The following is a 20498-nucleotide window of genomic DNA, read 5'->3' as shown; positions in this document are numbered from 1 at the left end:
CAGTACCTCGGGATCAGAGTTCGACCGGCTTGTCGTCGGGCGCCGCCGGGTGCGGGCCGCGCTGCTTCGTCGCGTCGGAGACCAGGATCTCGCCGATCTCCATCACCTGCTTGAAGTGGCGCAGGTCGTCCTGCACCTGCTGCCCGGGCTCCTCGCGCCACAGCATCGCGACCTTGGACCCGAGCTTGCCTAACGGCGGGTCGTAGCTGAGGTCCACGCGCACCTCGGTGCCGCGGCCGCCCGGCGCCGGCTGGAAGCGCACCGTCCCCGCGTTCCAGATCCCGCTCCCCTCGATCGAGCGCCACGCGATCAGCTCGTTCGGCCGATCCTCCGTGAGCTCCGCGTCCCACTCGACCCGCTGGCCGGCGGGCGCCTTCGCGACCCAGTGCGAGCGGCGGTCGTCGAGCACCGTCACCGACTCGAGATGGCGCATGAACCGCGGCAGGTTGGCGAAGTCGCGCCAGTACGCGTAGACCTCCGCCACCGGCTTGCCGACGGTGATGGAGCGCTTCGTGTGGATGATCCCCGCGTCGGCGCCGGCGTTCGCCTCGGTCTTCGGCTGCTTCGAGAGCTGCCGCGCCGCCATGACGTCGAGTGCCGAGACGGCGAGCACGTTCGCGGTGGCGAACAGCGTGCGGCCGCGCGAGTTCTTCGGGTTCGTGAGCGCCTTGCCGAGGAGCGCGAGGTCGAGCGCGTCGCCGGCGACGCGCGACCACATCGCCTTCTCCGGCTGCTGCTTGCCGAGCACCGCGAGCCCGTTCGTGATCTCCCGCAGCCCCATCAGCCGGAGCGTGTTGCGGTTCGTCTCGTCCTCGTGGTCGATGCCGATGACGCGCGCCATGACGCCGGGCATGAGCGACTCGGCGAGCCCGAGCCCGATGCTGAAGTAGCCGAGGAAGTCCGAGAGGCTCTCCCCGCCCGTGCCGCGGTCCGCGTCGGCGAGCCGCTGATAGCGAGCGTTCTCGGTGCGCGTGGCAGGGCGCTCGCCCCCATCGGCGCGTCGGCGCCACGCGAGGCCGTCGCCCGTTCCCGTCGTCGTCGTGCTGCCGTCGAGTCCCGTACCCATGCGTCGCCCCCTCGCCATGATCGGCGTTGATGTGATCCGTGAGAGCGGGCACCGGGCGCATAGGGCATGCCCCGCGTGCCGGGACCGCGGAATCGTTAGGCGCCCTTGACGCCCGCGCCGGTCCGGCGGTAGACTGGGGCACGATTTTACCCGGACACAATATGGCGATGGACGGACGACAGGGGGCGCGGTGCACCGCGTTCGAGGGGACCCGGCGCATCGCGTCGGGGGCGCTCGGCGAGGTGGCGCTGGCGACGAAAGCGGTCGTGGAGCGCGGCCCGACCGGGCCGGTGCTCGTGTTCGACGACGACACGAGCGAGCCGATCGAGCTCGATCTGCGCGGCTCCGACGAGGACGTGCTCCGTCGGCTCGCGCCCCCACCACCGCCGGCGGAGGAGCCGAAGGCGACGCGCGGTCCCGGGCGTCCGCGGCTCGGCGTCGTGGCGCGCGAGGTGACGCTGCTGCCCCGGCACTGGGAGTGGCTGGCGGCGCAGCCGGGCGGCGCGTCGGTGGCGCTGCGGCGGCTCGTGGACGAGGCGCGCCGGGATCGCGAGCCGGCGGACCGGCTTCGCGCGGCGCGCGAGGCTGCCTACCGCTTCATGTCGGCGATGGCGGGCGACGCGCCGGGATTCGAGGAGGCGACGCGCGCGCTGTTCGCCGGCGACCGCGTGCGGTTCACGGCGCAGACCGCCGACTGGCCGTCGGACGTCCGCGACCACGCGCGCCGCCTCGCCGCCGCCGCGTTCGACGCCTAACGATCCGACTGGCACGCCACTGGCCGCCCTGCGCTGGCTTCCTTCAGTGGAGGGAGTGACGTGACTGGAATCGCCGACACGCAGGCCGGCACGCAGACGTGGCAGCTCGACGCATCGCACTCGAGCGTCGAGTTCGCCGTGAAGCACATGATGATGACCACGGTGCGCGGCCGCTTCAAATCGGTTCGCGCGACGCTCACGGGGAGCGAGGAGCACCCGGAAGGGTGCTGCGTCGAGGCCGAGCTCGACGTGGCGAGCATCGACACCGGCTCACCCGACCGCGACGCGCACCTCAAGGGCGCGGACTTCTTCGACGGCGACCGCTTCCCGAAGATCACGTTCCGCAGCACGCGGATCGACGGCTCCCAGCCGCGGGCCGAGGGCGACCGGTTCAAGCTCGTGGGCGACCTGACGATCCGCGACACGAAGATGGAGGTCGTGTTCGACTGCGAGTTCGAGGGGCGCGGCACCGACCCGTGGGGCGGCGAGCGCGTCGGCTTCAGCGCCCACACCGACATCGACCGTCGCGACTGGGGGCTGCGCTGGAACCAGGCGATCGAGACGGGCGGCGTGCTCGTCGCGAACCGGGTGCGGATCGATCTCGAGGTGCAGTTCGTGATGCAGGCGAACACCTGAGCACCGCGGCGTGGCGGCGTGGCTGCGTGGACGTGCCGTCACGCAGCCACGCCGCCACGCCGCCGCGCAGCAGGATTCACCGCAGCCGTTCCAGCGTGAACGAGAACCGCTGTTGGACGAGCTGCGGCACGTGGCGTCCGGCCAGCTCCGCGGGCAGGTAGCGCGAGCGGAGCAGCGCGTCGCGGATCGACTTGATGAACAGCTTGTGCGCGGTCGTGGGGAATTGGAGGCTCTTCGACTCGACGCGTCCCGTGCTGTCGACGACGAAGCGCACGATGAAGCTCCCCTCGACCTGGTCGGCCTGAAGCCGCGCCGGGTAGTGGGGGCGCGGGTTGTTGCCGAACGGCGCGACGACTTTCTCGACGATTTCTTCGGTGTAGGCGTCGCCGGCGTTCGGCCGCGGGGCGAACTTCACGCGCCCGCTGAACTCCTCGACCGCGTCGCGGGCGAACTCGATGCCGCCGCTGGCGCGCGTCTCGAGATCGACGTCGGGCACGTCGAGCTGCATGGCGTCGAGGACGGCGAGCAGCGATTCGTCGGTGAGCGCGAGCGCGGCGGCGAGGTCGCGCGTCACCACGCGGGTCGTGGCCTGGGCGGCGAGGCGGGCGAGCCCGCGGCCGCGTCGCGCGTGTCGCACCGCGCGGGCCGCCGACGCCGTGGCGACCCGCAGCGGATCGGCGTGCGTGATGCCGGTGAAGACGACGTGCTCGACGCCCGGGCTGCGCACCACGACGGAGCGCGACAGCTTCGGGGCCGTGGCGGCGACGGCGAGCGCGATGATGCCGCCGTGCAGGGCCACGCTGGTGAAAACACCGCCCACGTCATGACGCGGCAGGCGGACCGATCGCGCGCTGATGAATGGGTGTAGCATCGACGACGTCCTTTGGACCCCGAAGTGGTCACCGGAACCCGACGTGGCCCCCGGCTGACGGGTCGTATCACAAAGCTCGGGCCACGGCGCGGAATTGCCGCCAATTCACGCGACGCGCGTCACCGACCTGTCACGGCGGCGTCATCGCCGGCCGCGTCGCCGCCGCCGAGCCGGGCCGCATGCGCGCGCAAACGGATGACGGCTCGCGGCGCCCGCGCCGGTGCCTAACGACGCGCGAGATCGTTAGGCACCGCGGCCCGCGCTTGACGCGCGACGCGCGGCGCGCCATGGTCGCGCATCCCTCACGAGGAGCGACCGATGAGCGACCTCACCACCGCGGCGGCCGCCGAGCCCCGACTGTCCGACGGCGCCGAGTCGATCCGGCGCGCGGCCGAGCGCAACGCGCAGGCCGTGGCGAGCAGTCCCGGCGACGGCCAGGGCACCGCGGTCACCCGCGTGCGGCTCCGGCCGGGGCTCGCGTGCGACGTGGAGGACGGGCCGTGGCGCTTCACCGTCGGCATGAGCGCGAAGCACGGCGGCACCGACGCTGGCCCGAACCCCGGCGTCTACGGCCGCGGCGCCGTCGGCTCGTGCCTCGCCGTGGGCTACGGCATCTGGGCCGCGCGACTCGGCGTGCCGATCGACGCGCTGGAGGTGGCGGTGCACGCCGACTACGACGCGCGCGGGGAGCTCGGCGTCGACGAGAGCGTGCCGCCCGGCTATCTCGCCATGCGCTACGTCGTCACCGTCCAGAGCCCGGCGAGCGAGGCGGAGATCCTGCGGCTGCTCGACACCGCGGACCGCTTCAGCTCCTGGCGCGACGACATGATGCGCGCCATGCCGCTGACGCGCGAGGTGCGCATCAACGGCGCGGCCGTCGGCTAACACGGGCGCTCGTGCCCTTTCTGCGCGCTCGTCAGGGCTTCACGTACGTGTTACATGAGGACTGAAGAAGGACTGAAGAGGGACTGAAGAGGGACTGAAGAGGGACTGAAGAAGGACAACAACAACGACGTTGTGTTTGGTCCTGCTTCGGTCCTCCTTCAGTCCCCCTTCAGTCCCATGGAAACTCATACGTGGAGTCGTCCACGGCGCTCCCGACCCGACACGTCCACCCGACCGATGACCACGTACACGTTCGCACGCCGGCTCGCCGTTCACCTCGCTCTCCTCGCGCCGGCGGTCGCGCCACTGCGCGCCCAGGCCCCCGCCGTCCGCCTCGGCTTCGCCGTCGACCGGCTCGCCCGCATCGACTCGGCGTTCCAGCGCGCCGTCGACCGCGGCGAGATCGCGGGCGCCGTCGCGCTCGTGTGGCGCGATGGGCAGCCGGTGTACGAGAAGGCGTTCGGGTGGGCCGACCGCGAGGCGGGGCGGCGCATGACGACGGACGCGCTGTTCCGCATCGCGTCGCAGTCGAAGGCGCTGGCGAGCGTCGCGGTGATGCAGCTCGTCGAGGAAGGGAAGATCTCGCTCTCGGATCCGGTGAGCCGCTTCATCCCCGCGTTCGCCCGCACCACGGTGGCGACGCGTACCGACACCGGTCGTGCGATCGTCCCGGCGCGGCGGCAGATCACCATCCGCGATCTGCTCACGCACACCGCCGGCATCTCGTACGGCACAGACAGCCTCGTCGCGACGCTCTACGCGCCGACGGGGCTCGGCCCGTCCGCGGGCTACGGCTGGTACACGGCCGACAAGGACGAGCCGATCTGCACCACGATGGAGCGCCTCGCGGCGGTGCCGTTCGTGGCGCAGCCGGGGACGCAGTTCGTCTACGGCTACAACACCGACATCCTCGGCTGCGTCGTGGAGCGCGCGTCGGGGATGCCGCTCGACCGCTACCTCGAGGCGCGCATCACGGGACCGTTAGGCATGCGCGACACGTTCTTCTTCGTGCCCGCGGAGAAGCGCGCGCGGCTCACCGCGGTGTACATGAGCACCGACTCCGCGCCCGCGCGCGCGCCCGAGGGAGCGCGCGGGCAGGGCGCCTACGCGGACGGGCCGCGTCGCAGCTTCTCGGGCGGCGCGGGGCTCGTCTCGACGGCGCGCGACTACGCGCGCTTCCTCCAGGCCCTGCTCGACGGGGGCGCGCTCGGCGGCGCGCGCATGCTCGGCCCGAAGACCGTCGCGCTCATGACGACGAACCAGACCGGCACGCTGTTCTCGCAGACGGGACAGGGCTTCGGCCTCGGCTTCCAGGTGCTGCTCACGCCGGGCGCCGACGGCCGGCCCGAGTCGGTCGGGACGTTCAGCTGGGGCGGTGCGTACGGCAGCCAGTACGAGGTGGACCCGAAGGAGCGCCTCGTGCTCGTCTACATGGTGCAGCTCCTGCCGAGTCGCAGCTCGCTCGGCGCGCGCTTCCCGATGCTCGTGTACCAGGCGCTCGTGACGCCCGCGAGGCCGTGACGCGCGACGCGTGGTCGTGAGCGTGCGTTCCCGCCGTCCCGCGTCGTTCACGTCGTCGGCGCTCGCGCTGGTCGTGGCGTCGGCCGTGCTCGCGGCCGCCGCGCAGGCGCAGGGCACGGTGCCGTCCTTCCCGTTAGGCGCCTCGCCGATCGCGCTCGACGGCGACGCGCGCCCCGGCGTGTTCGTCTCGGCGGTCGGCCGCCGCGCGATCGCCATGGGCACCGAGGACGGCCGCCTCGAGCTGTGGAGTTGGCCGCTGAAGTGGCTGCACGACTTCGAGCTGTCGTTCCGGATTCCCAAGTACGCGGAGCCGATCGCGGGGCGCGCGGTGGCGCGGCGCGTCGTGCAGCGGCCGGAGGGGGTCACGATCGAGTACGCGCACGAGCAGTTCACGGTGCGGCAGCACGTGTTCGCGCCGCTCGACCTGCCGGCGGTCGTGATGCTGCTGGAGGTCGACGCGCTGCGGCCGATGGAGATCGTCGCGCGGTTCACGCCGGACATCCACTACGCGTGGCCGGCATCGCTCGGTGGGCAGTATCTCGTGTGGAACGACGACGCGCGGGCGTTCCTGTTCTCGGAGAGCCGTCGCCGCGTGAACGCGTTTCTGGGATCGCCCGCGGTGACGGAAGCGTCGGACGTGCCGGCGCACATGCTCGCGGCGGCGCCGCCGCAGCTCGTGCTCGCGGTCGGCGGCGAGCGCTACACGCCGCCGAAGCTCGGCGAGCCGCCGGGGCGGCGCATCGACGCGCACGTCGCGTACATCCCGATCGTGCTCGCCGGCGGCGCCATGCCGCGCGACTCCGCGCGCGCGCTGTACGAGCGGCTCGTGAAGCCCGGTGCCGCGGAGGCGGAGTGGCGGCGACGCGTCGCGCACGCCGACTCGCTGCGCACCACGCGGCTGTCGCTGCACTCGCCGGACTCGCTGCTCGACCGCGCGGTGGAGTGGGCGAAGGTGAACCTCGACGAGTCGATGGTCTGCAATCCCGATCTCGGGTGCGGCCTCGTCGCGGGGCACGGGCTCTCGGGCGCGGCGAGCGATCGGCCGGGGTTCGGGTGGTTCTTCGGTGGCGACGCGGCGATCAACTCGTTCGCGATGAGCGGGTCGGGGCAGACGGCGCTCGTGCGCGACGGCGCGCTGCGGTTCTTCGCGCGGTACCAGCGCGCCGACGGCAAGATCACGCACGAGATCTCGCAGGGCGCCGGACAGATCGACTGGTTCGGCGCGTATCCCTACGCGTTCTACCACGGCGACACGACGCCGTTCTGGCTGCTCGCCTTCGGCGAGTACTGGCGGCAGACGGCGGACACGACGCTCGTGCGCGAGCTGTGGCCGAACCTGCGGAAGGCGTACCTCTGGTCGCGCGCCACGGACACGGACGGCGACGGCCTGATGGAGAACACGTCGGCCGGCGCGGGCGCGCTCGAGGTCGGGGATCTGCAGATCGGCATCCGCTCCGACGTGTACCTGGCCGGCGTATGGATCGCGGCGCTCGACCGGTTCGCGCGCCTCGCCGCGGCCGCTGGCGAGCCGGCGTTGGGCGACTCGGCTCGCGCCCTCCGCACGCGCGCGGTGCGCACGCTCGAGTCGCGGCTGTGGCTCCCGGCGCGCGGGCAGTACGCGTTCGCACTGCTGGAGGCCGGCGCGGTGAACGAGAGCCTGACGGCCTGGCCCGCGACGGCGATGGCGTTCGACGTGCTCGACCCATCGCGCGGCGCGGCGATGGCCGAGCGGCTGGCGTCGAGCGAGATCATGACCGACTGGGGCGCGCGGCCACTCTCCGCGGCGAGCCCGCTGTTCGACCCGCTGCACTACAACAACGGCGCGGTGTGGCCGTTCGTGACCGGGTGGGTGGCGCTCGCCGCGTACCGCTACCACGCGCCGCTCGCCGGTCGCTTCGCGCTCGACGCGGTGGCGCGCACGGGGTTCGACGAGGCGCGCGGGCGCAATCCCGAAGTGATCTCGGGCCGACTGTACAAGCCGCTCGACACCGCGGTGCCGCAGCAGTTCTTCGCGACGTCGATGGTGCTCACGCCGCTGATCCGCGGGCTCTTGGGGATCGACGTCGACGCGCCGGCGGGGCGTCTCACGGTGGCGCCGCACCTGCCGGCCGAGTGGGACTCGGTGCGCGTGGAGAACGTGCCGGTGGGCCAGTCGCGGGTGACCGTCGCGATCCGCCGCGCGGCCGGACGGCTCACGGCGTCGTTCACGAAGGAAGGCGGAGCGCCGCTCGCGGTGACGTTCTCGCCGGCGCTCCCGTTAGGCGCGACGACGACCGCGGCGCACATCGAGACGCCGGGCGACGTGCACGCCACGGTGACCGGCACGCTCAACGATCGGCTCGTGCTCGAGGTTCCGTACGTCGGCGGCTGGTCGCTCATCCCGCCGCGGGCGCGTCCACGCATCGGCGACCGCTCGTCGGCGATGCGCGTGCTCTCGGAGCGGATCGTCAACGGGAAGTACGTCGCGACGCTGGAAGGCTTCGCGGGGCGTAGCTACGCGTTCCGGCTCCGCGTGCCCGACGGCTCCGTGCGCGAGGAGAGCGTCACGTTCCCGGCGACGGGCGCGAACGCGGATGGCTATGTGACGATGACGTTCGCTCCAGGGCGCTGAATGTCTGAACCGCAGAGGACGCAGAGGACGCAGAGGAGAACTCGTTCTCGTTGGTTTCCTCTGCGTCCTCTGCGTCCTCTGCGGTTCATGCTGTTGGTCGGCACGGCCGCCTCCGTGCACGCGCAGGTCCTCGACAAGCGCGCCCAGCTCGCCCGCTACGACTGGCTCGACAACCGCGACTACGACTGGTTCGCCGAGCGCATCCCGTTCTTCGAGTCGCCGGAGCCTGAGCTCGACGCGACGTACTACTACCGGTGGGAGCTGCTCACGAAGCACCTCACCTACGGCGACCCGCGCACCGGCTACACGTTCACGGAGTTCATCGATCGCCCGTTCTGGTCGGGCGCGTACGGCGCGATCTCGTGCCCGTTAGGCCACCAGTTCGCCGAGGTGCGCTGGCTCAAGGACCGGCGCGTGATCGACGACTTCGCGCGCTACTGGTTCGAGACGCCGGGGGCGCAGCCGCGGAGCTACAGCAACTGGTACGGCGACGCGATGTGGGGCACGTTCGCGGTGCTCGGCGACACCGCGTTCCTGCATCGCGTGCTGCCGTACATGAAGCGTCAGTACGACGGCTGGGTCGCCGAGCGCTTCGACGCGGCGCACGGGCTGTTTCACTGGGACGGCCTGCACGACGGCATGGAGCGCAACATCAACAGCCGGCAGACCGACGACGTCGACGAGGGCGCCGACGGGTACCGCCCGACGCTGAACAGCTATCTGTTCGCCGACGCCCGCGCGATCTCGCGCGCGTCCGCGCTGTTCGGCGACAGCGCCACCGCGCGCCTGTTCGCCGAGCGCGCGGCGGCGATCAAGCGGCGCGTGCAGGAGGAGCTGTGGGACGCGCGGCGCGGGTTCTTCCTGCACCAGAACGCGCACGACGACCGCGACGGGCTGCGCGCGAAGGCGCGGACATACGACAGTGGCAAGTACGCCGGCAACCCGCACGGCCGAGAGCTGCTCGGCTACGTGCCGTGGCAGTTCTCGCTCCCCGACTCCGGCTACGAGCGCGCGTGGTGGTTCCTCATGGACACCGCGTACTTCGCCGCGCCCCATGGTCCGACGACCGCGGAGCGGCACGACCCGCTGTTCCTCGTCGCGCCGCGCTGCTGCCACTGGAGCGGCAACTCGTGGCCCTACGCGACGGCGCAGACGCTCGACGCGCTCGCGAACCTGCTGAACGACTACCACCAGTCGTACGTCACGAAGCGCGACTACGCGACGCTGCTGCGCACCTACGCGCGCACCCAGCGCAAGCAGGGACGCCCGTACGTGGCGGAGGCGGCGAACCCCGACGACGGCTCGTGGGCGGGACACGACACGTTCGATCACAGCGAGCACTACTTCCACTCGTCGTTCGTGGACCTCGTCGTGACGGGGCTCGTGGGCCTGCGCCCGCGTGCCGACGACACGCTGGAGGTGAACCCGCTCGCGCCCGACGAGTGGTTGCACTTCGCGCTCGACGACGTCGCGTACCACGGGCACCGCGTCTCGGTGCTGTGGGATCGCGACGGCTCGCGCTATCGCCGCGGCCGCGGGCTCGTGCTGCTCGTCGACGGCCGCGTCGCCGGGTCGCGCGCGACGTTAGGCCGCCTGTCCGTGCCCATCGCGCCGCCGCCGCCCGTGCCGCCGCCGCGCCCGCGCGTGAACGTCGCCGTGAACAACGGCCGCGGCGCGTGGCCGCTGGTCCGCGCGACCTTCAGCGCGCCCGACGCGCCGCCGTACGCGCTCGTCGACGGCACGTACCGCTACACCGTCTCGCCGCCGAACCGTTGGACCGACTCGGGCTCCACGCGGGCGCGCGAGTCGCTCGTGCTCGACTTCGGCGCCGAGCGCGCGATCGACGAGGTGACGGTGTACCTGCTGGACGACGGGGCGGGGAGCCGCGTGCGCGCGCCGGCGCGCTACGACGTCGAGACGTGGACCGGCGAGCGGTGGGTGCCGGCACCCGTGCGCGAGCGCGTGCCGGCGCGCCCCACGGGACACATGGCGAACCACGTGCGCCTCGCGCGCACGGTGCGCACGTCGCGCATCCGCGTCGTGCTGACGCACCGCGCCGGCGCGTACACCGGGCTCACGGAGCTCGAAGCATGGAGCGACGCGCCCCCGCCGGACGAGTCGACGCGCGCGAGCGACGATCTCGCGTTCGGCGCGGCGACGTCGGCGTCGTTCGCGGCGCCCGGCTTCCCGGCGGCCGACGCGACCGACCTGCGCGTCGCGTTCTCGCGCTACTCGCGCAACCGGTGGAGCACCGTCGGCTCGCCGAACGCGCGCGACTCGCTGGAGCTGGACCTCGGCGGCCCGCGCGACGTCGAGACGATCGAGGCGTACCTGTGGGGCGACGGCGATCGCGTGCGGGCGCCGCGCGCGATGACGGTGGAGCTGTGGGACGCGGGGCAGTGGCACGAGGCGCGGGTGGTCGCGCGGAGCCCCGAGCGACCGGCGACGTGGGCGGCGAACACGGTGCGCATCGCGCCGGCGCGCGCGTCGCGGATCCGCGTCACGTTCACGCACGATGCGCCGGCGGCGACCGCGGTCACGGAGCTCATGGTCTGGGGGCCCGCGCGCCGCTAGTCTCCGACGCATGCAGTTCCCGCGTCTCCTCCTCCCACTGTTCGGCGGCGTCGCCGCCGTCGGCGGCGCCGTGGTCATCCTCGCGTGGCGCGTGCGCGAGCAGCAGCGCCCCGTCACCGCGCGCAGCATCCTGATCCCGCCGCTCGGCATGAGCACGGGGTTCTGCATGTTCCTCGTGCCGATCTTCCGCGTGCCGTGGACGTGGGCGCTCGGCGCGTTCGTGCTCGGCGCGCTCGTGCTGTCGTATCCGCTCGTGCACACGTCGCGGCTCACGCGCACGGGCGACGTCGTCATGCTCACGCGCTCGCGCGCGTTCCTCGCGATCCTCGTCGGGCTCGTCGTGCTGCGGCTCGCGCTGCGCGGCTACGTGGAGCACCTCGTGTCGCACACCCAGACCGCGGGGCTGTTCTTCATCCTCGCGTTCGGGATGATCGTGCGATGGCGCGTGGGGATGTACCTCGAGTACCGCCGCCTCATGGAAACGCGACCGGTACCGAGCTCCCCGCAGCGTTCACTGCCGTGATGCGGTACTTCGGGTTCAGCTTCGCCGCGCCCGCGAGGTTGTCGAGCATGGCGGTGACGTTGCCGGCGAGCGTGGCGGCGAGCTGCCAGGTCCCTCCACCGATCGCGCGCTCGATGCGGTAGCTCGTCGCGCCGGGCGACGCCCTCCAGCTCAGCGACACGGAGCTGGTGCCGATCACCGCGTGCGGAGCGCCGACCGGCGGCGGCGCGCTCGCGGCACCCGCACCAACGCCGCTCGTGCCCGAGCCGCTGGTGCCGCTCGTGCCGCTCGTGCCGCCTACGGTCGTCGAGAGCACGCCGCTCGCGGTCGACGGCGACGACGCGCCGAGGGCGTTGGTCGCCGACAGCGCGTAGCGCGGCGCGAGCGTGAGGCCGCCGCATGCGGCGCTCGAGACGGCGGCGGACAGGTCGTCGGTGAAGCGCTGCTGCGCGGCGGGCGTCGCGCCGACCGTGACGGTGCGCGAGAAGTCGGTCGAGCCGCAGAACAGGATGCGCCGCAGCTGGTACGACGTCGCGCCGAAGCTCGCCTGCCACGTGAGATCCATCGTCGTCGCGCCCGACACGACGGCCGCGAGCTGTGCCGGCGCCGGTGGCGGCGTGCCGCCGCCCGAGCCGGCGACGCCCTTGCCGCCCGGCGTCACGGGGGGCGTGCGCACGCGCGTCGAGATGCCGAGCGCGTTCGCCGCGGCGATGGAGTACTCGTACGACTCGCCGGGGATCACGCCGCGATCGACGTAGCTCGTGCCCGGGCAGCGCGCGCACACCATGTGAAAGCCCTGTCGATACGGCGCGCGCATGATCTCGTACGCCGTCGCGCCGGCCGCGGCGGTCCAGGAGAGCTGCACGTCGCCGGTCGTCGTCGCGATCGCGCTCGCGCCAATGGGCGGCGGCGGCACCGCCGTCGGCGTGGCGAGCGTCACGGCGGGGAAGTCGACGCGCACCGAGACGTTGCCGCGCGCGTCCGCGCTCTCCACCGCGTACTGCTGCGCCACCTTCGCGAGCGCGACGGGCACGACGGCGACGAACCGCGGGTACGTGCCGGGCACGCGGCCGAGCAGCTTCGTCGCCGTCGTCGCCCCGGCGGTCGGCAGCCCGTACACGCGGTACTCGGCGACGCCGGGCATCGTGTCCCAGGTGAGCACGATCTCGCGCGGCGAGATCTGGATCGCCACCGGGTTCGTCGGCGCCGGCGTCTGCGCCGGCGTCTGCGCCGGCGCGCTCGCGGCGATCGCCGGGGTGAGGAGCGCGCCGAGCGCGCCCCGTCGGAGTCCGTTAGGCATGGGGGTGGAGCTCAGGCGTCAGCGGAGGCGCGGGTTCCAGGCCGGGGCGCGCGCGTCGCGCACGAGCAGCCGCGCGCCGGTGCCGTCGCGTCGCACGACCCACAGGTCGGACGGACCCTTGAGATCCGTCACGCGCTCGAACGCGATCTGCTGCCCGTCCGGTGAGACCGAGAACTGTCGCACGAACGAGCCGGTGAAGTTCGTGATCTGCCGCTCCGCCTTCGTGGCGAAGACGTACTCGTGGATGTTCACCGCCTGGTCGAGCAGATCGTTCGTCCGCGCGAACAGGAAGCCGCTGCCGTCGGGAAGCCAGCGAACGTCGGTGATGCGCGGGTAGCGGCCGACGGTGAGCAGCGGGCTTCCCGCGGAGCGCGCGCTCTCGGCGACGCGGAAGAACTGCACCTCGCCGGCGTCGACGAACCTGCGCTCGTCGACGTACACGATCTGATCCGCCGTCGCGGCGGTCGGCCCCCAGTCGACGGCGCACGTGGCGCCGAAGACCGCCGGGTCGAGGAGGCGCGACTGCGACGGCCCCGCGGGCGGCGTCGCGGCGACCTGCATGAGATTGCACGTCGGCGAGCCGATGAATCCGACGCGCTGTCCGTCGGCGCGCCAGAACGGGACGTCCGCGCCGTAGTGCGGGATACCGCCGAACGCGGTGACGACGAGCGATCCCGCATCCACCGAGCGGCCGCCCTGCACGTCGGCCACCGCGTCGCCGAACCAGCGGTTCGTGCCGTTGATGACGACGACCGGCTGCGCGACGTTCCCGAGATCGGCGACGTTCGTGAACGTGAGCGCCCGCGACGACGCCGCCGGGATGGTGACCTGCTGCGGCGCCGGCGCGCCGAGGACGTAGACGAAGTACGGCCCCGCGTCGCCGGTGAGGTTCTGCACGCGCACCGTGACGGTGCCTTTCGGGAACGTCGCGAGCGCGTCGAGCGCGGGCGCGTTCGTCAGCCGGCGCAGCCGCGCGCCGTCGGCGGAGACGACGTAGATGTCCCGCTCGTACCACGACGTCGCCATCTCGTGGTCGCTCGAGAACGCGAGCTCGGTGCCGTCGGGGCGCCAGGCGAGCCCGCCGATCGTCGCGGCGAGCGACGCGTTAGGCACCTGCCACAGCGCGCGGTCGCTCGACCCGTCGGCGTTCACGAGGCGGATCGCGCCGCCGCGCGCGTAGGCGATGGTGCCCGGCGGCGCCGCGGCGCCCGTCGTCCCCGTGGTCGGCGGCGTGGGCGTCGTGGGCTGCTGCGGCGTCGACGGCTGCGACGGTGTCGTCGGCTGCTCGGGGCCCGGCGGCTCGGGGATCTGCGGCCCGCCGGTGTCGCAGGCGCCGAGCGCGACGACCGCGAGCGCGATGGGAAGGAGCATGCGTCGAGTCCCGTGAGAGCGTGATGCCGACATCAGCCGCCCTCGGCGACGAGCGGCGTGAAGCGCGAGCAGAGCACGGTGCCGCGGATGGCGGCCCCCTTCGCCGTGGTGCCGTCGATCGTGAACTCGCCGCCGTCGCCCTTCGGCGCGAGCGAGACCGTCCCGCTCCCCGTGACCGTTCCTCCTTTCACGGTGGCGATGGTGTGCGTGGTGCCGCCGCCGCCGAGCGAGAGGCTGAACTGCGACGCGCCACCGGCGTTGCTCGGCCGCCAGAGCGTGAGGAGCACGGATGGCCCGGTGGCGGGCGCGAGCTGCGCCGTCCACACCGCGGCGGGCACGCCGTAGATCGACGCCTGCGACGCGTGCTGACACGACCCGGCGCCGGTCGCGTCGAGCCGACGGCCGCCCGCCGTGAGCGACATGGTGACGGTCGGCTGCGACGACGCGCCGCGCGGCACGCGGGCCTGCGCTCCCGCGTCCGGTGCGCGCAGGGCGAGCGCGGCGAGCGTGACGGCCGCGGCCGCGAGAGCCCGGCATGATCGAGACGGCAGCGACATCGTGACGACTCCCGGCGCGCCAGATGCGCGCCCTGTGGTGAAGGACGGATGCGCGCGGCGCGACCGGCCGGCTGGCCGGCCCCGTGCGGCGCGGATACGTTGGCGATCGGGCACGCATGCTACGCGCGTGCGTCTCCGCCGCTTCGACTTTTTCAACACGATGCGAGAGACGGAGTTACGCCTCGTGACGCTGGGCCGGCTGGCGCTCGTCGCCGTCGGCCGCCCGCCCGCCGCACCGGGGCCGGGCGAGGAGGAGCCGCTGCAGGCGCTGAACAGTCGCCGCCGCAAGCTCGCCCTCCTCGCCGTGCTCGCGCTCTCGCCGCGTCCGGTGTCGCGCGACGCGCTGCTCGCGATGTTCTGGCCCGAGCAGGACGACACGCGCGCGCGCCATTCGCTCAGCGACGCGATGTCGCACCTGCGCCGCGTGCTCGGCCGCTCCGCGCTCGTCGCGACGCGCTTCGAGCTCGCGCTCGCCGCCGACGCGCCGCTCGTGGTCGACGTACGCGAGCTCGTCGCCGCGGCGGCCGAGCCGAGCACGCGGCTGCGCGCGATCGAGCTGTACGAGGCGCCGTTCCTCGACGGCGTGCACGTCGACGGGTCGGCGGTGTTCGAGGCGTGGGTGGCGCGCGAGCGGTCGCAGGTCGAGCGCGTCGTCGTCGGCGCGTGCGCGGCGGAATGCGAGGCGCTCGCGGCGCGCGGCGATCACGGTGCGCGCGCCGCCGTGGCGTCGCGGTGGGTCGACGTCGACCCGCTGTCGGTGGACGCCGCGCGGCATCTGCTGACGGCGCTCGCCGCGCCGGAGACGCGCGAAGGATGCGCGCGCGCGCGGTCGACGCGTACGACCGACTGCGCGCGCGGCTCGCGCGCGAGTACGAGCTGCGCCCGGATGCGTCGATCACCGCACTCGCGGAGGATCTCGCGCGCCGCGCGTCGGCGCCGGAGACGCTCACGCCGGAGACGCTCACGCCGGAGACGCCGGCCCCGGAGATGTCGACGCCGAGCGAGCCGCGCGCGGCACGATCGCAGGTGCGGCCGGCCGCCCCACGGGCGTCGCGGTCGCGCGTGCGCGCCGCGGGGGTCCTCGCCGCGGTGGGGCTCGTCGCACTCGGGCTCGCGGCCCGCCGCGCACCGCGCACGCCGCCGTCCACGACGACCACGCCGGTCGTCGCGGTCGTGCCGATCGACGTGGCCGCGGCGGACACCGCGCTCCAGTGGCTGTCCGCGGGGCTGCCGCAGCTCATCGTGGCCAGGCTGTCGCGGGCCGACGGGATGGAGGTCGTGACGCCCGCGCAGGTGCGCGCGGTGCTGCGCCGCGGCGAGCTCGGATCGGCCCCGCTGACGGCGAAGCAGCTCCGCGCCGTGGGGCGCGCGGTCGGCGCATCGTTCGTCGTCAGCGGCACCGTGGAGCGCGGCGCCACGGGCATGGTGCTCGGCCTCGCCGTGCACGACGCGGCGACCGGGCGGCTCGTGCGCGCCGACGTCGTCGCCGACTCCGGGGTGATCGCGCTCGCCGACCGCGCCACCGTCCGGCTGCTCGACGTCGTGGGCGTGCGCCCGACCGGGCCGCGGCTGGCCGACCTCGAGACGTCGAGCGTGGAGGCGTACCACCACTTCGTGCGCTTCAATGAGATCGTCTACGAGCGCGCCGACGAGGCGAGCGCGGAGCTCGACGCCGCGATCGCGCTCGACTCCGGGTTCACGAGCGCCGTGCTCGCGCGGCTGGCGCGCGCGTACGCCGACAACGACGGCGCGGTCATCGACGCGCTGACCGCGGTGCTGCATCGGCGGGCGGGTCGCATCCCCGAGCGCGACCGCGTGGAGTGGCAGGCGAGGCAGGCGATGCTCGCGGGCGACGTCGCGGGCAGCGAGGCGGCGTCGCGGCTGCTCGTCGCGCGCTACCCTCGCGACCCGCGCGGCTACGAGATGCTCGCCACGGTCCTCGACAACGCCGGCCGGTGGGACGCGCGGGCCCGCGCGCTCGAGTCGCTGCTCGCGCTCGACTCGCTCGGCATCGAGGCGGGGCGCGGCCCGTGCACGTCGTGCACCGCGTACTCGTCGCTCACCGAGGTGCGGCTCGCCCTCGGCGACTGGGACGGCGCGGAGCGGGCGGCGCGGCGCTGGACGGTCGTCGCGCCGGAGATGCACGCGGCGTGGACGAACCTCGCGCTGGTGCACGCGTACCGCGGCCGACACGATCTCGCGCTCGAGGCGATGCGCCGCGCGATCTCGCTCGCGCCCGACGAGCCGGGCGTGCGCATGGCGTGGGGCTGGGTGCTCGTCATGGCGCGTCGACTCGACGACGCCGACACCGCGATCGCGAGCTGGCGGGCGAGCGGCGTGCGCGCGCTGCAGGTGCAGGCGGAAGACCTCGCGAGCGTCGTGCTGCGCGAGCGCGGCCAGTTCCGCGCGTCGACGGAGGCGATCGCGCGGGCCGAGGCCACGTATCCGGAGCTCGCGTATCTCGAGCTCGTGCGCGCGAACGGGCTCGCGCGCGCCGGCGACTGCGCGGCCGCGGTCCGCGCGTACGAGCGCGTGCACGGCGCCGGCGCCGCGGAGCCGCCCCCCGGCGGCCCGTCGCGCGCGTTCGCCTGGCACCACGCGCTGCTCGCCGACGCGGTCGCCGATACGCCGTGCGCCCGCGACGGGTGGCTGCGCGCGCTCGCCGACAGCATCGAGCGCATCGGGGCGCGGAGCTACTTCGGGCGCGACTGGGTGCTGCACCACCACGTGCGCGGCCTCGTCGCGATGCGCGCCGGCGACTGGCCGGAAGCGGAGCGGCAGCTGCGGCGGGCCCGCTGGCGCGTCGCCGACGGGTGGACGAGCACGTCGATCGCGCTCGCGCGCACCCAGCTCGCGCTCGGCCGGCCGCTCGACGCGGTGGCGACGCTGCGCGACGCGTACGCCATCCGCCCCGACGCCGTGGGCCGCTACGTGCCGCGGACCGAGATCGACCATTACATGGCGCTCGCGTTCCGGCGCGCCGGGATGGCCGACAGCGCGGCGCTGTACGCCGCGTACGTGCGGCGGGCCTGGGCGCACGCCGACCCCGCGCTGCGCACCCTGTCGCTCGAGCGCTGACGCTGGTATGACACGTGCGCCGCGGCCGCACGCCCGACCAGCCCGCACACGAGAGCCCGCGCCATGAACACGCTCAGCGTCCCGACGTCCCCGTTCTCCGACCAGGTGCCCGGCACCTCCGGCCTGCGCAAGCGCGTGCCGGTGTTCCAGCAGCCGCGCTACCTCGAGAACTTCGTGCAGGCGATCCTCGACGTCGCCGCGCTGCCCGCAGGCGCCACGCTCGTCGTCGGCGGCGACGGCCGCTACCTGAACCGCGAGGCGGTGCAGACCATCCTGAAGATGGCGGCGGCGAACGACGTCGGCCGAGTCGTCGTGGGGCAGGGCGGGCTGCTCTCGACGCCGGCGGCGTCGCACCTCATCCGACAGGGCGCGGCGGGCGGGATCATCCTCTCCGCGAGCCACAACCCCGGCGGTCCGGACGGCGACTTCGGCATCAAGTACAACACCGGCAACGGCGGGCCGGCACCCGAGGGCGTCACGGCGGCGATCGCGGCGCGCGCCCGCGAGCTCTCGGCCTACCGCATCGCCGACGCCCCCGACGTGGCGCTCGACGCCATCGGCACGACGACGCTCGACGGCATGCGCGTCGACGTCGTGGATCCGGTGGCCGACTACGCGGCGCTCATGGAGACGCTGTTCGATTTCGCCGCGCTGCGCGCGCTGCTTGGCGGCGGCGAATTCCGCATGCGGTTCGACGCGATGCACGCGATCACCGGGCCGTACGCGACGGAGATCCTCGAGCGGCGGTTGGGCGCGCCGGCCGGCACGGTGATCAACGGCACGCCGCTCCCCGACTTCGGCGGCGGGCATCCGGATCCGAACCTCACGTACGCGCACGATCTCGTGGAGGAGATGTTCGGCCCCGACGCGCCCGACTTCGGCGCGGCGTCGGACGGCGACGGCGACCGCAATATGGTCCTCGGTCGCCGCTTCTTCGTGACGCCGTCGGACAGCCTCGCGGTGCTCGCGGCGAACGCGACGCTCGCGCCTGGCTACGCGCGCGGCCTCGCCGGCGTCGCCCGCTCGATGCCGACGAGCCAGGCCGTCGACCAGGTGGCGAGGGCGTTAGGCATCGACTGCTACGAGACGCCCACCGGGTGGAAGTTCTTCGGCAACCTGCTCGACGCCGGGCGCATCACGCTCTGCGGCGAGGAGAGCTTCGGCACCGGCAGCGACCACGTGCGCGAGAAGGACGGGCTGTGGGCGGTGCTGTTCTGGCTCAACGTCGTCGCGGCGCGCGGCGAGACGGTGGAGGCGATCGTCCGCGACCACTGGCGGACGTACGGCCGCAACTACTACACGCGGCACGACTACGAGGCGATCCCCACCGACGCCGCGAACGGCGTGATGGCGCTGCTGCGCGAGCGGCTGGCGACGCTTCCCGGCACGACGTTAGGCGGCCTGCGCGTCGCGGCGGCGGACGACTTCGCGTACCACGATCCGGTGGACGGGAGCACGAGCGCGCGGCAGGGGCTGCGCGTGCTGTTCGAGAACGGCGCGCGTATCGTGTACCGCCTCTCCGGCACCGGCACCGAGGGCGCGACGCTCCGCATCTACATCGAGTCGTACGAGCCCGAGCCCGCGCGCCACGACCTCGACGCGCAGGACGCGCTGCGGCCGCTCATCGACACCGCGCTGTCGCTCGCCGAGCTGCGGGAGCGCACGGGGCGCGAGGCTCCGACGGTCATCACGTGAAGCGTCGTCTTCACGGCTCCACGTACGAGTTCTGGTAGGACTGAGGAAGGACTGAAGGAGGACTGAAGAAGGACCAACAACAAAGACGTCGTGTTTGGTCCTTCTTCAGTCGCTCTTCAGTCCTTCCTCAGTCCTGGTCAAACACGTACGTGGAGTCCAGCCGGCGCGACCCTCTCTCCTCGACCCGCATGCCCGGACGCGCATGGATCGGCATCAGCGGCTACGACTACAAGCCGTGGCGCGGCCGCTTCTATCCGGACGAGCTGCCGGCGCGGCGGTGGCTGGAGTACGCGAGCCGGAAGTTCGACAGCGTGGAGCTGAACGGCACGTTCTACAGCCTGAAGTCGCCCGCCGTGTTCGAGCGGTGGGCCAGCGAGGTGCCCGACGACTTCGTGTTCGCGGTGAAGGGTGGGCGATTCATCACGCACAACCTGAAGCTCCGCAACGCCGAGTCGTCGTTAGGCAACTTCTTCGCGAGCGGCGTGCTGGCGCTCGGCGCGAAGACCGGCCCGTTCCTCTGGCAGCTGCCCGGCACGTACCGGTTCGACGCCGAGCGGATGGACGCGTTCATGGCGATGCTGCCGCGCACCGCCCGCGAGGCGGAGAGCGTGGCACTGTGGCACGACGAGCGGCTGCGCCGCGGTGCGCTCGTCGAGGCACCCGCCGACGTGCCGTTCCGCCACGCGTTCGAGGTGCGGCATCCGTCGTACTTCCACGACGAGTTCTACGCGATCCTGCGCGCCCACGGCTACGCGTTCGTCGTCGCCGACACCGCGGGGAAGTTCCCGTACGCCGAGGAGGTGACCGCGGACTTCGTCTACGTGCGGCTGCACGGGTCACAGGTGCTCTACGCGAGCGGCTACACCGACGCGGAGCTCGACGCGTGGGCCGGGAAGATCCGCGCGTGGCAGCACGGCGGCGCGGACGTCTACGTCTACTTCGACAACGACGCCAAGGTCCACGCGCCGTTCGACGCCGAGCGGCTGGGCGCGCGGGTCGGGACTCGGGACTCGGGACTCGGGACTCGTAACGGCTGAGCTCCCGAGTCCCGAGTCCCGAGTCCCGAGTCCCGAGTC

Annotated in this window: 16 protein-coding genes and 1 pseudogene; 11 read left to right on the top strand and 6 right to left on the bottom strand. The window is 73.2% G+C overall.

The annotated features are described in order from the left end of the window. Window positions 1-13: 13 nt before the first annotated feature. Entirely contained in the window at window positions 14-1066 is a 1053-nt protein-coding gene (locus J421_RS20640) for an SRPBCC family protein (RefSeq protein ID WP_025413075.1), read from the bottom strand. A gap of 167 nt (window positions 1067-1233) precedes the next feature. On the opposite strand from J421_RS20640, the gene J421_RS20635 reads away from it, so the two are divergent. Further along, window positions 1234-1821, top strand: coding sequence for a DUF2239 family protein (locus tag J421_RS20635; protein ID WP_025413074.1), 588 nt, complete (start codon window positions 1234-1236; stop codon window positions 1819-1821). 60 nt (window positions 1822-1881) lie between these two features. After that, window positions 1882-2457 carry a YceI family protein gene (locus J421_RS20630; RefSeq protein ID WP_201773055.1) on the top strand — a complete coding sequence of 192 codons (576 nt, stop codon included), beginning with the start codon at window positions 1882-1884 and terminating at the stop codon, window positions 2455-2457. A 76-nt stretch (window positions 2458-2533) separates the two neighbouring features. Here J421_RS20630 and J421_RS20625 read toward each other — a convergent pair whose 3' ends face one another. Then, a complete protein-coding gene (locus J421_RS20625; RefSeq protein WP_148306435.1) occupies window positions 2534-3328 on the bottom strand; it encodes a TonB family protein in 795 nt (264 codons plus the stop codon). A gap of 130 nt (window positions 3329-3458) precedes the next feature. Continuing rightward, window positions 3459-3617 carry a hypothetical protein gene (locus tag J421_RS32940; RefSeq protein WP_158508855.1) on the bottom strand — a complete coding sequence of 53 codons (159 nt, stop codon included), beginning with the start codon at window positions 3615-3617 and terminating at the stop codon, window positions 3459-3461. Between the two features lie 29 nt (window positions 3618-3646). Between J421_RS32940 and J421_RS20620 the strand changes: the two genes are divergently transcribed. The 5 genes from J421_RS20620 (at window position 3647) to J421_RS20600 (ending at window position 11442) form a co-directional block, all read left to right on the top strand. Further along, window positions 3647-4213, top strand: coding sequence for an OsmC family protein (locus tag J421_RS20620; RefSeq protein WP_025413071.1), 567 nt, complete (start codon window positions 3647-3649; stop codon window positions 4211-4213). 237 nt (window positions 4214-4450) lie between these two features. After that, a complete protein-coding gene (locus tag J421_RS20615; RefSeq protein ID WP_025413070.1) occupies window positions 4451-5734 on the top strand; it encodes a serine hydrolase domain-containing protein in 1284 nt (427 codons plus the stop codon). A gap of 16 nt (window positions 5735-5750) precedes the next feature. After that, complete coding sequence (locus J421_RS20610; RefSeq protein WP_148306434.1) at window positions 5751-8345, top strand: amylo-alpha-1,6-glucosidase; 2595 nt, start codon at window positions 5751-5753, stop codon at window positions 8343-8345. A 114-nt stretch (window positions 8346-8459) separates the two neighbouring features. After that, window positions 8460-10919 carry an MGH1-like glycoside hydrolase domain-containing protein gene (locus J421_RS20605; RefSeq protein WP_148306433.1) on the top strand — a complete coding sequence of 820 codons (2460 nt, stop codon included), beginning with the start codon at window positions 8460-8462 and terminating at the stop codon, window positions 10917-10919. Window positions 10920-10929: 10 nt separating this feature from the next. Continuing rightward, window positions 10930-11442 (top strand): CcdC family protein, encoded by a 513-nt coding sequence (locus J421_RS20600; RefSeq protein ID WP_025413067.1) that lies wholly within the window; start codon window positions 10930-10932, stop codon window positions 11440-11442. On the opposite strand, the gene J421_RS20595 is transcribed toward J421_RS20600, so the two are convergent. Genes J421_RS20595 through J421_RS20585 form a run of 3 tightly spaced genes read right to left on the bottom strand, consistent with a single transcriptional unit; the run spans window position 11393 to window position 14649 of the window. Further along, entirely contained in the window at window positions 11393-12721 is a 1329-nt protein-coding gene (locus tag J421_RS20595) for a fibronectin type III domain-containing protein (protein ID WP_025413066.1), read from the bottom strand. The genes J421_RS20600 and J421_RS20595 overlap by 50 nt on opposite strands. Before the next feature lie 18 nt (window positions 12722-12739). Further along, on the bottom strand, window positions 12740-14092 hold the full coding sequence (locus J421_RS20590; protein WP_025413065.1) for a TolB family protein: 1353 nt from the start codon (window positions 14090-14092) through the stop codon (window positions 12740-12742). Between the two features lie 32 nt (window positions 14093-14124). Continuing rightward, window positions 14125-14649 (bottom strand): hypothetical protein, encoded by a 525-nt coding sequence (locus tag J421_RS20585; protein WP_025413064.1) that lies wholly within the window; start codon window positions 14647-14649, stop codon window positions 14125-14127. Between the two features lie 160 nt (window positions 14650-14809). On the opposite strand from J421_RS20585, the pseudogene J421_RS34790 reads away from it, so the two are divergent. From J421_RS34790 to J421_RS20570, 4 genes and pseudogenes are all read left to right on the top strand, one after another. Beyond that, window positions 14810-15397 (top strand): annotated as a pseudogene (locus J421_RS34790) (AfsR/SARP family transcriptional regulator); the annotation flags it as partial. 65 nt (window positions 15398-15462) lie between these two features. Then, window positions 15463-17727 carry a tetratricopeptide repeat protein gene (locus tag J421_RS32185; RefSeq protein WP_025413062.1) on the top strand — a complete coding sequence of 755 codons (2265 nt, stop codon included), beginning with the start codon at window positions 15463-15465 and terminating at the stop codon, window positions 17725-17727. A 63-nt stretch (window positions 17728-17790) separates the two neighbouring features. Further along, on the top strand, window positions 17791-19422 hold the full coding sequence (locus J421_RS20575) for an alpha-D-glucose phosphate-specific phosphoglucomutase (RefSeq protein WP_025413061.1): 1632 nt from the start codon (window positions 17791-17793) through the stop codon (window positions 19420-19422). Between the two features lie 188 nt (window positions 19423-19610). Further along, window positions 19611-20459: a DUF72 domain-containing protein gene (locus J421_RS20570; RefSeq protein WP_025413060.1), complete on the top strand. Its 849-nt coding sequence runs from the start codon at window positions 19611-19613 to the stop codon at window positions 20457-20459. Window positions 20460-20498 lie beyond the last annotated feature (39 nt).

Source organism: Gemmatirosa kalamazoonensis, assembly GCF_000522985.1.
Lineage (GTDB): Bacteria > Gemmatimonadota > Gemmatimonadetes > Gemmatimonadales > Gemmatimonadaceae > Gemmatirosa > Gemmatirosa kalamazoonensis.
This window is presented reverse-complemented; position numbering and strand designations above follow the sequence as displayed.

Coding starts and splice junctions, on each gene's coding strand:
- J421_RS20640 (WP_025413075.1), bottom strand. CDS start 1,066: ATGGGTACGGGACTCGACGGCAGCACGACGACGACGGGAACGGGCGAC.
- J421_RS20635 (WP_025413074.1), top strand. CDS start 1,234: ATGGACGGACGACAGGGGGCGCGGTGCACCGCGTTCGAGGGGACCCGG.
- J421_RS20625 (WP_148306435.1), bottom strand. CDS start 3,328: ATGCTACACCCATTCATCAGCGCGCGATCGGTCCGCCTGCCGCGTCAT.
- J421_RS32940 (WP_158508855.1), bottom strand. CDS start 3,617: ATGGCGCGCCGCGCGTCGCGCGTCAAGCGCGGGCCGCGGTGCCTAACG.
- J421_RS20620 (WP_025413071.1), top strand. CDS start 3,647: ATGAGCGACCTCACCACCGCGGCGGCCGCCGAGCCCCGACTGTCCGAC.
- J421_RS20615 (WP_025413070.1), top strand. CDS start 4,451: ATGACCACGTACACGTTCGCACGCCGGCTCGCCGTTCACCTCGCTCTC.
- J421_RS20600 (WP_025413067.1), top strand. CDS start 10,930: ATGCAGTTCCCGCGTCTCCTCCTCCCACTGTTCGGCGGCGTCGCCGCC.
- J421_RS20595 (WP_025413066.1), bottom strand. CDS start 12,721: ATGCCTAACGGACTCCGACGGGGCGCGCTCGGCGCGCTCCTCACCCCG.
- J421_RS20590 (WP_025413065.1), bottom strand. CDS start 14,092: ATGCTCCTTCCCATCGCGCTCGCGGTCGTCGCGCTCGGCGCCTGCGAC.
- J421_RS20585 (WP_025413064.1), bottom strand. CDS start 14,649: ATGTCGCTGCCGTCTCGATCATGCCGGGCTCTCGCGGCCGCGGCCGTC.
- J421_RS32185 (WP_025413062.1), top strand. CDS start 15,463: ATGCGCGCGCGCGCGGTCGACGCGTACGACCGACTGCGCGCGCGGCTC.
- J421_RS20575 (WP_025413061.1), top strand. CDS start 17,791: ATGAACACGCTCAGCGTCCCGACGTCCCCGTTCTCCGACCAGGTGCCC.
- J421_RS20570 (WP_025413060.1), top strand. CDS start 19,611: ATGCCCGGACGCGCATGGATCGGCATCAGCGGCTACGACTACAAGCCG.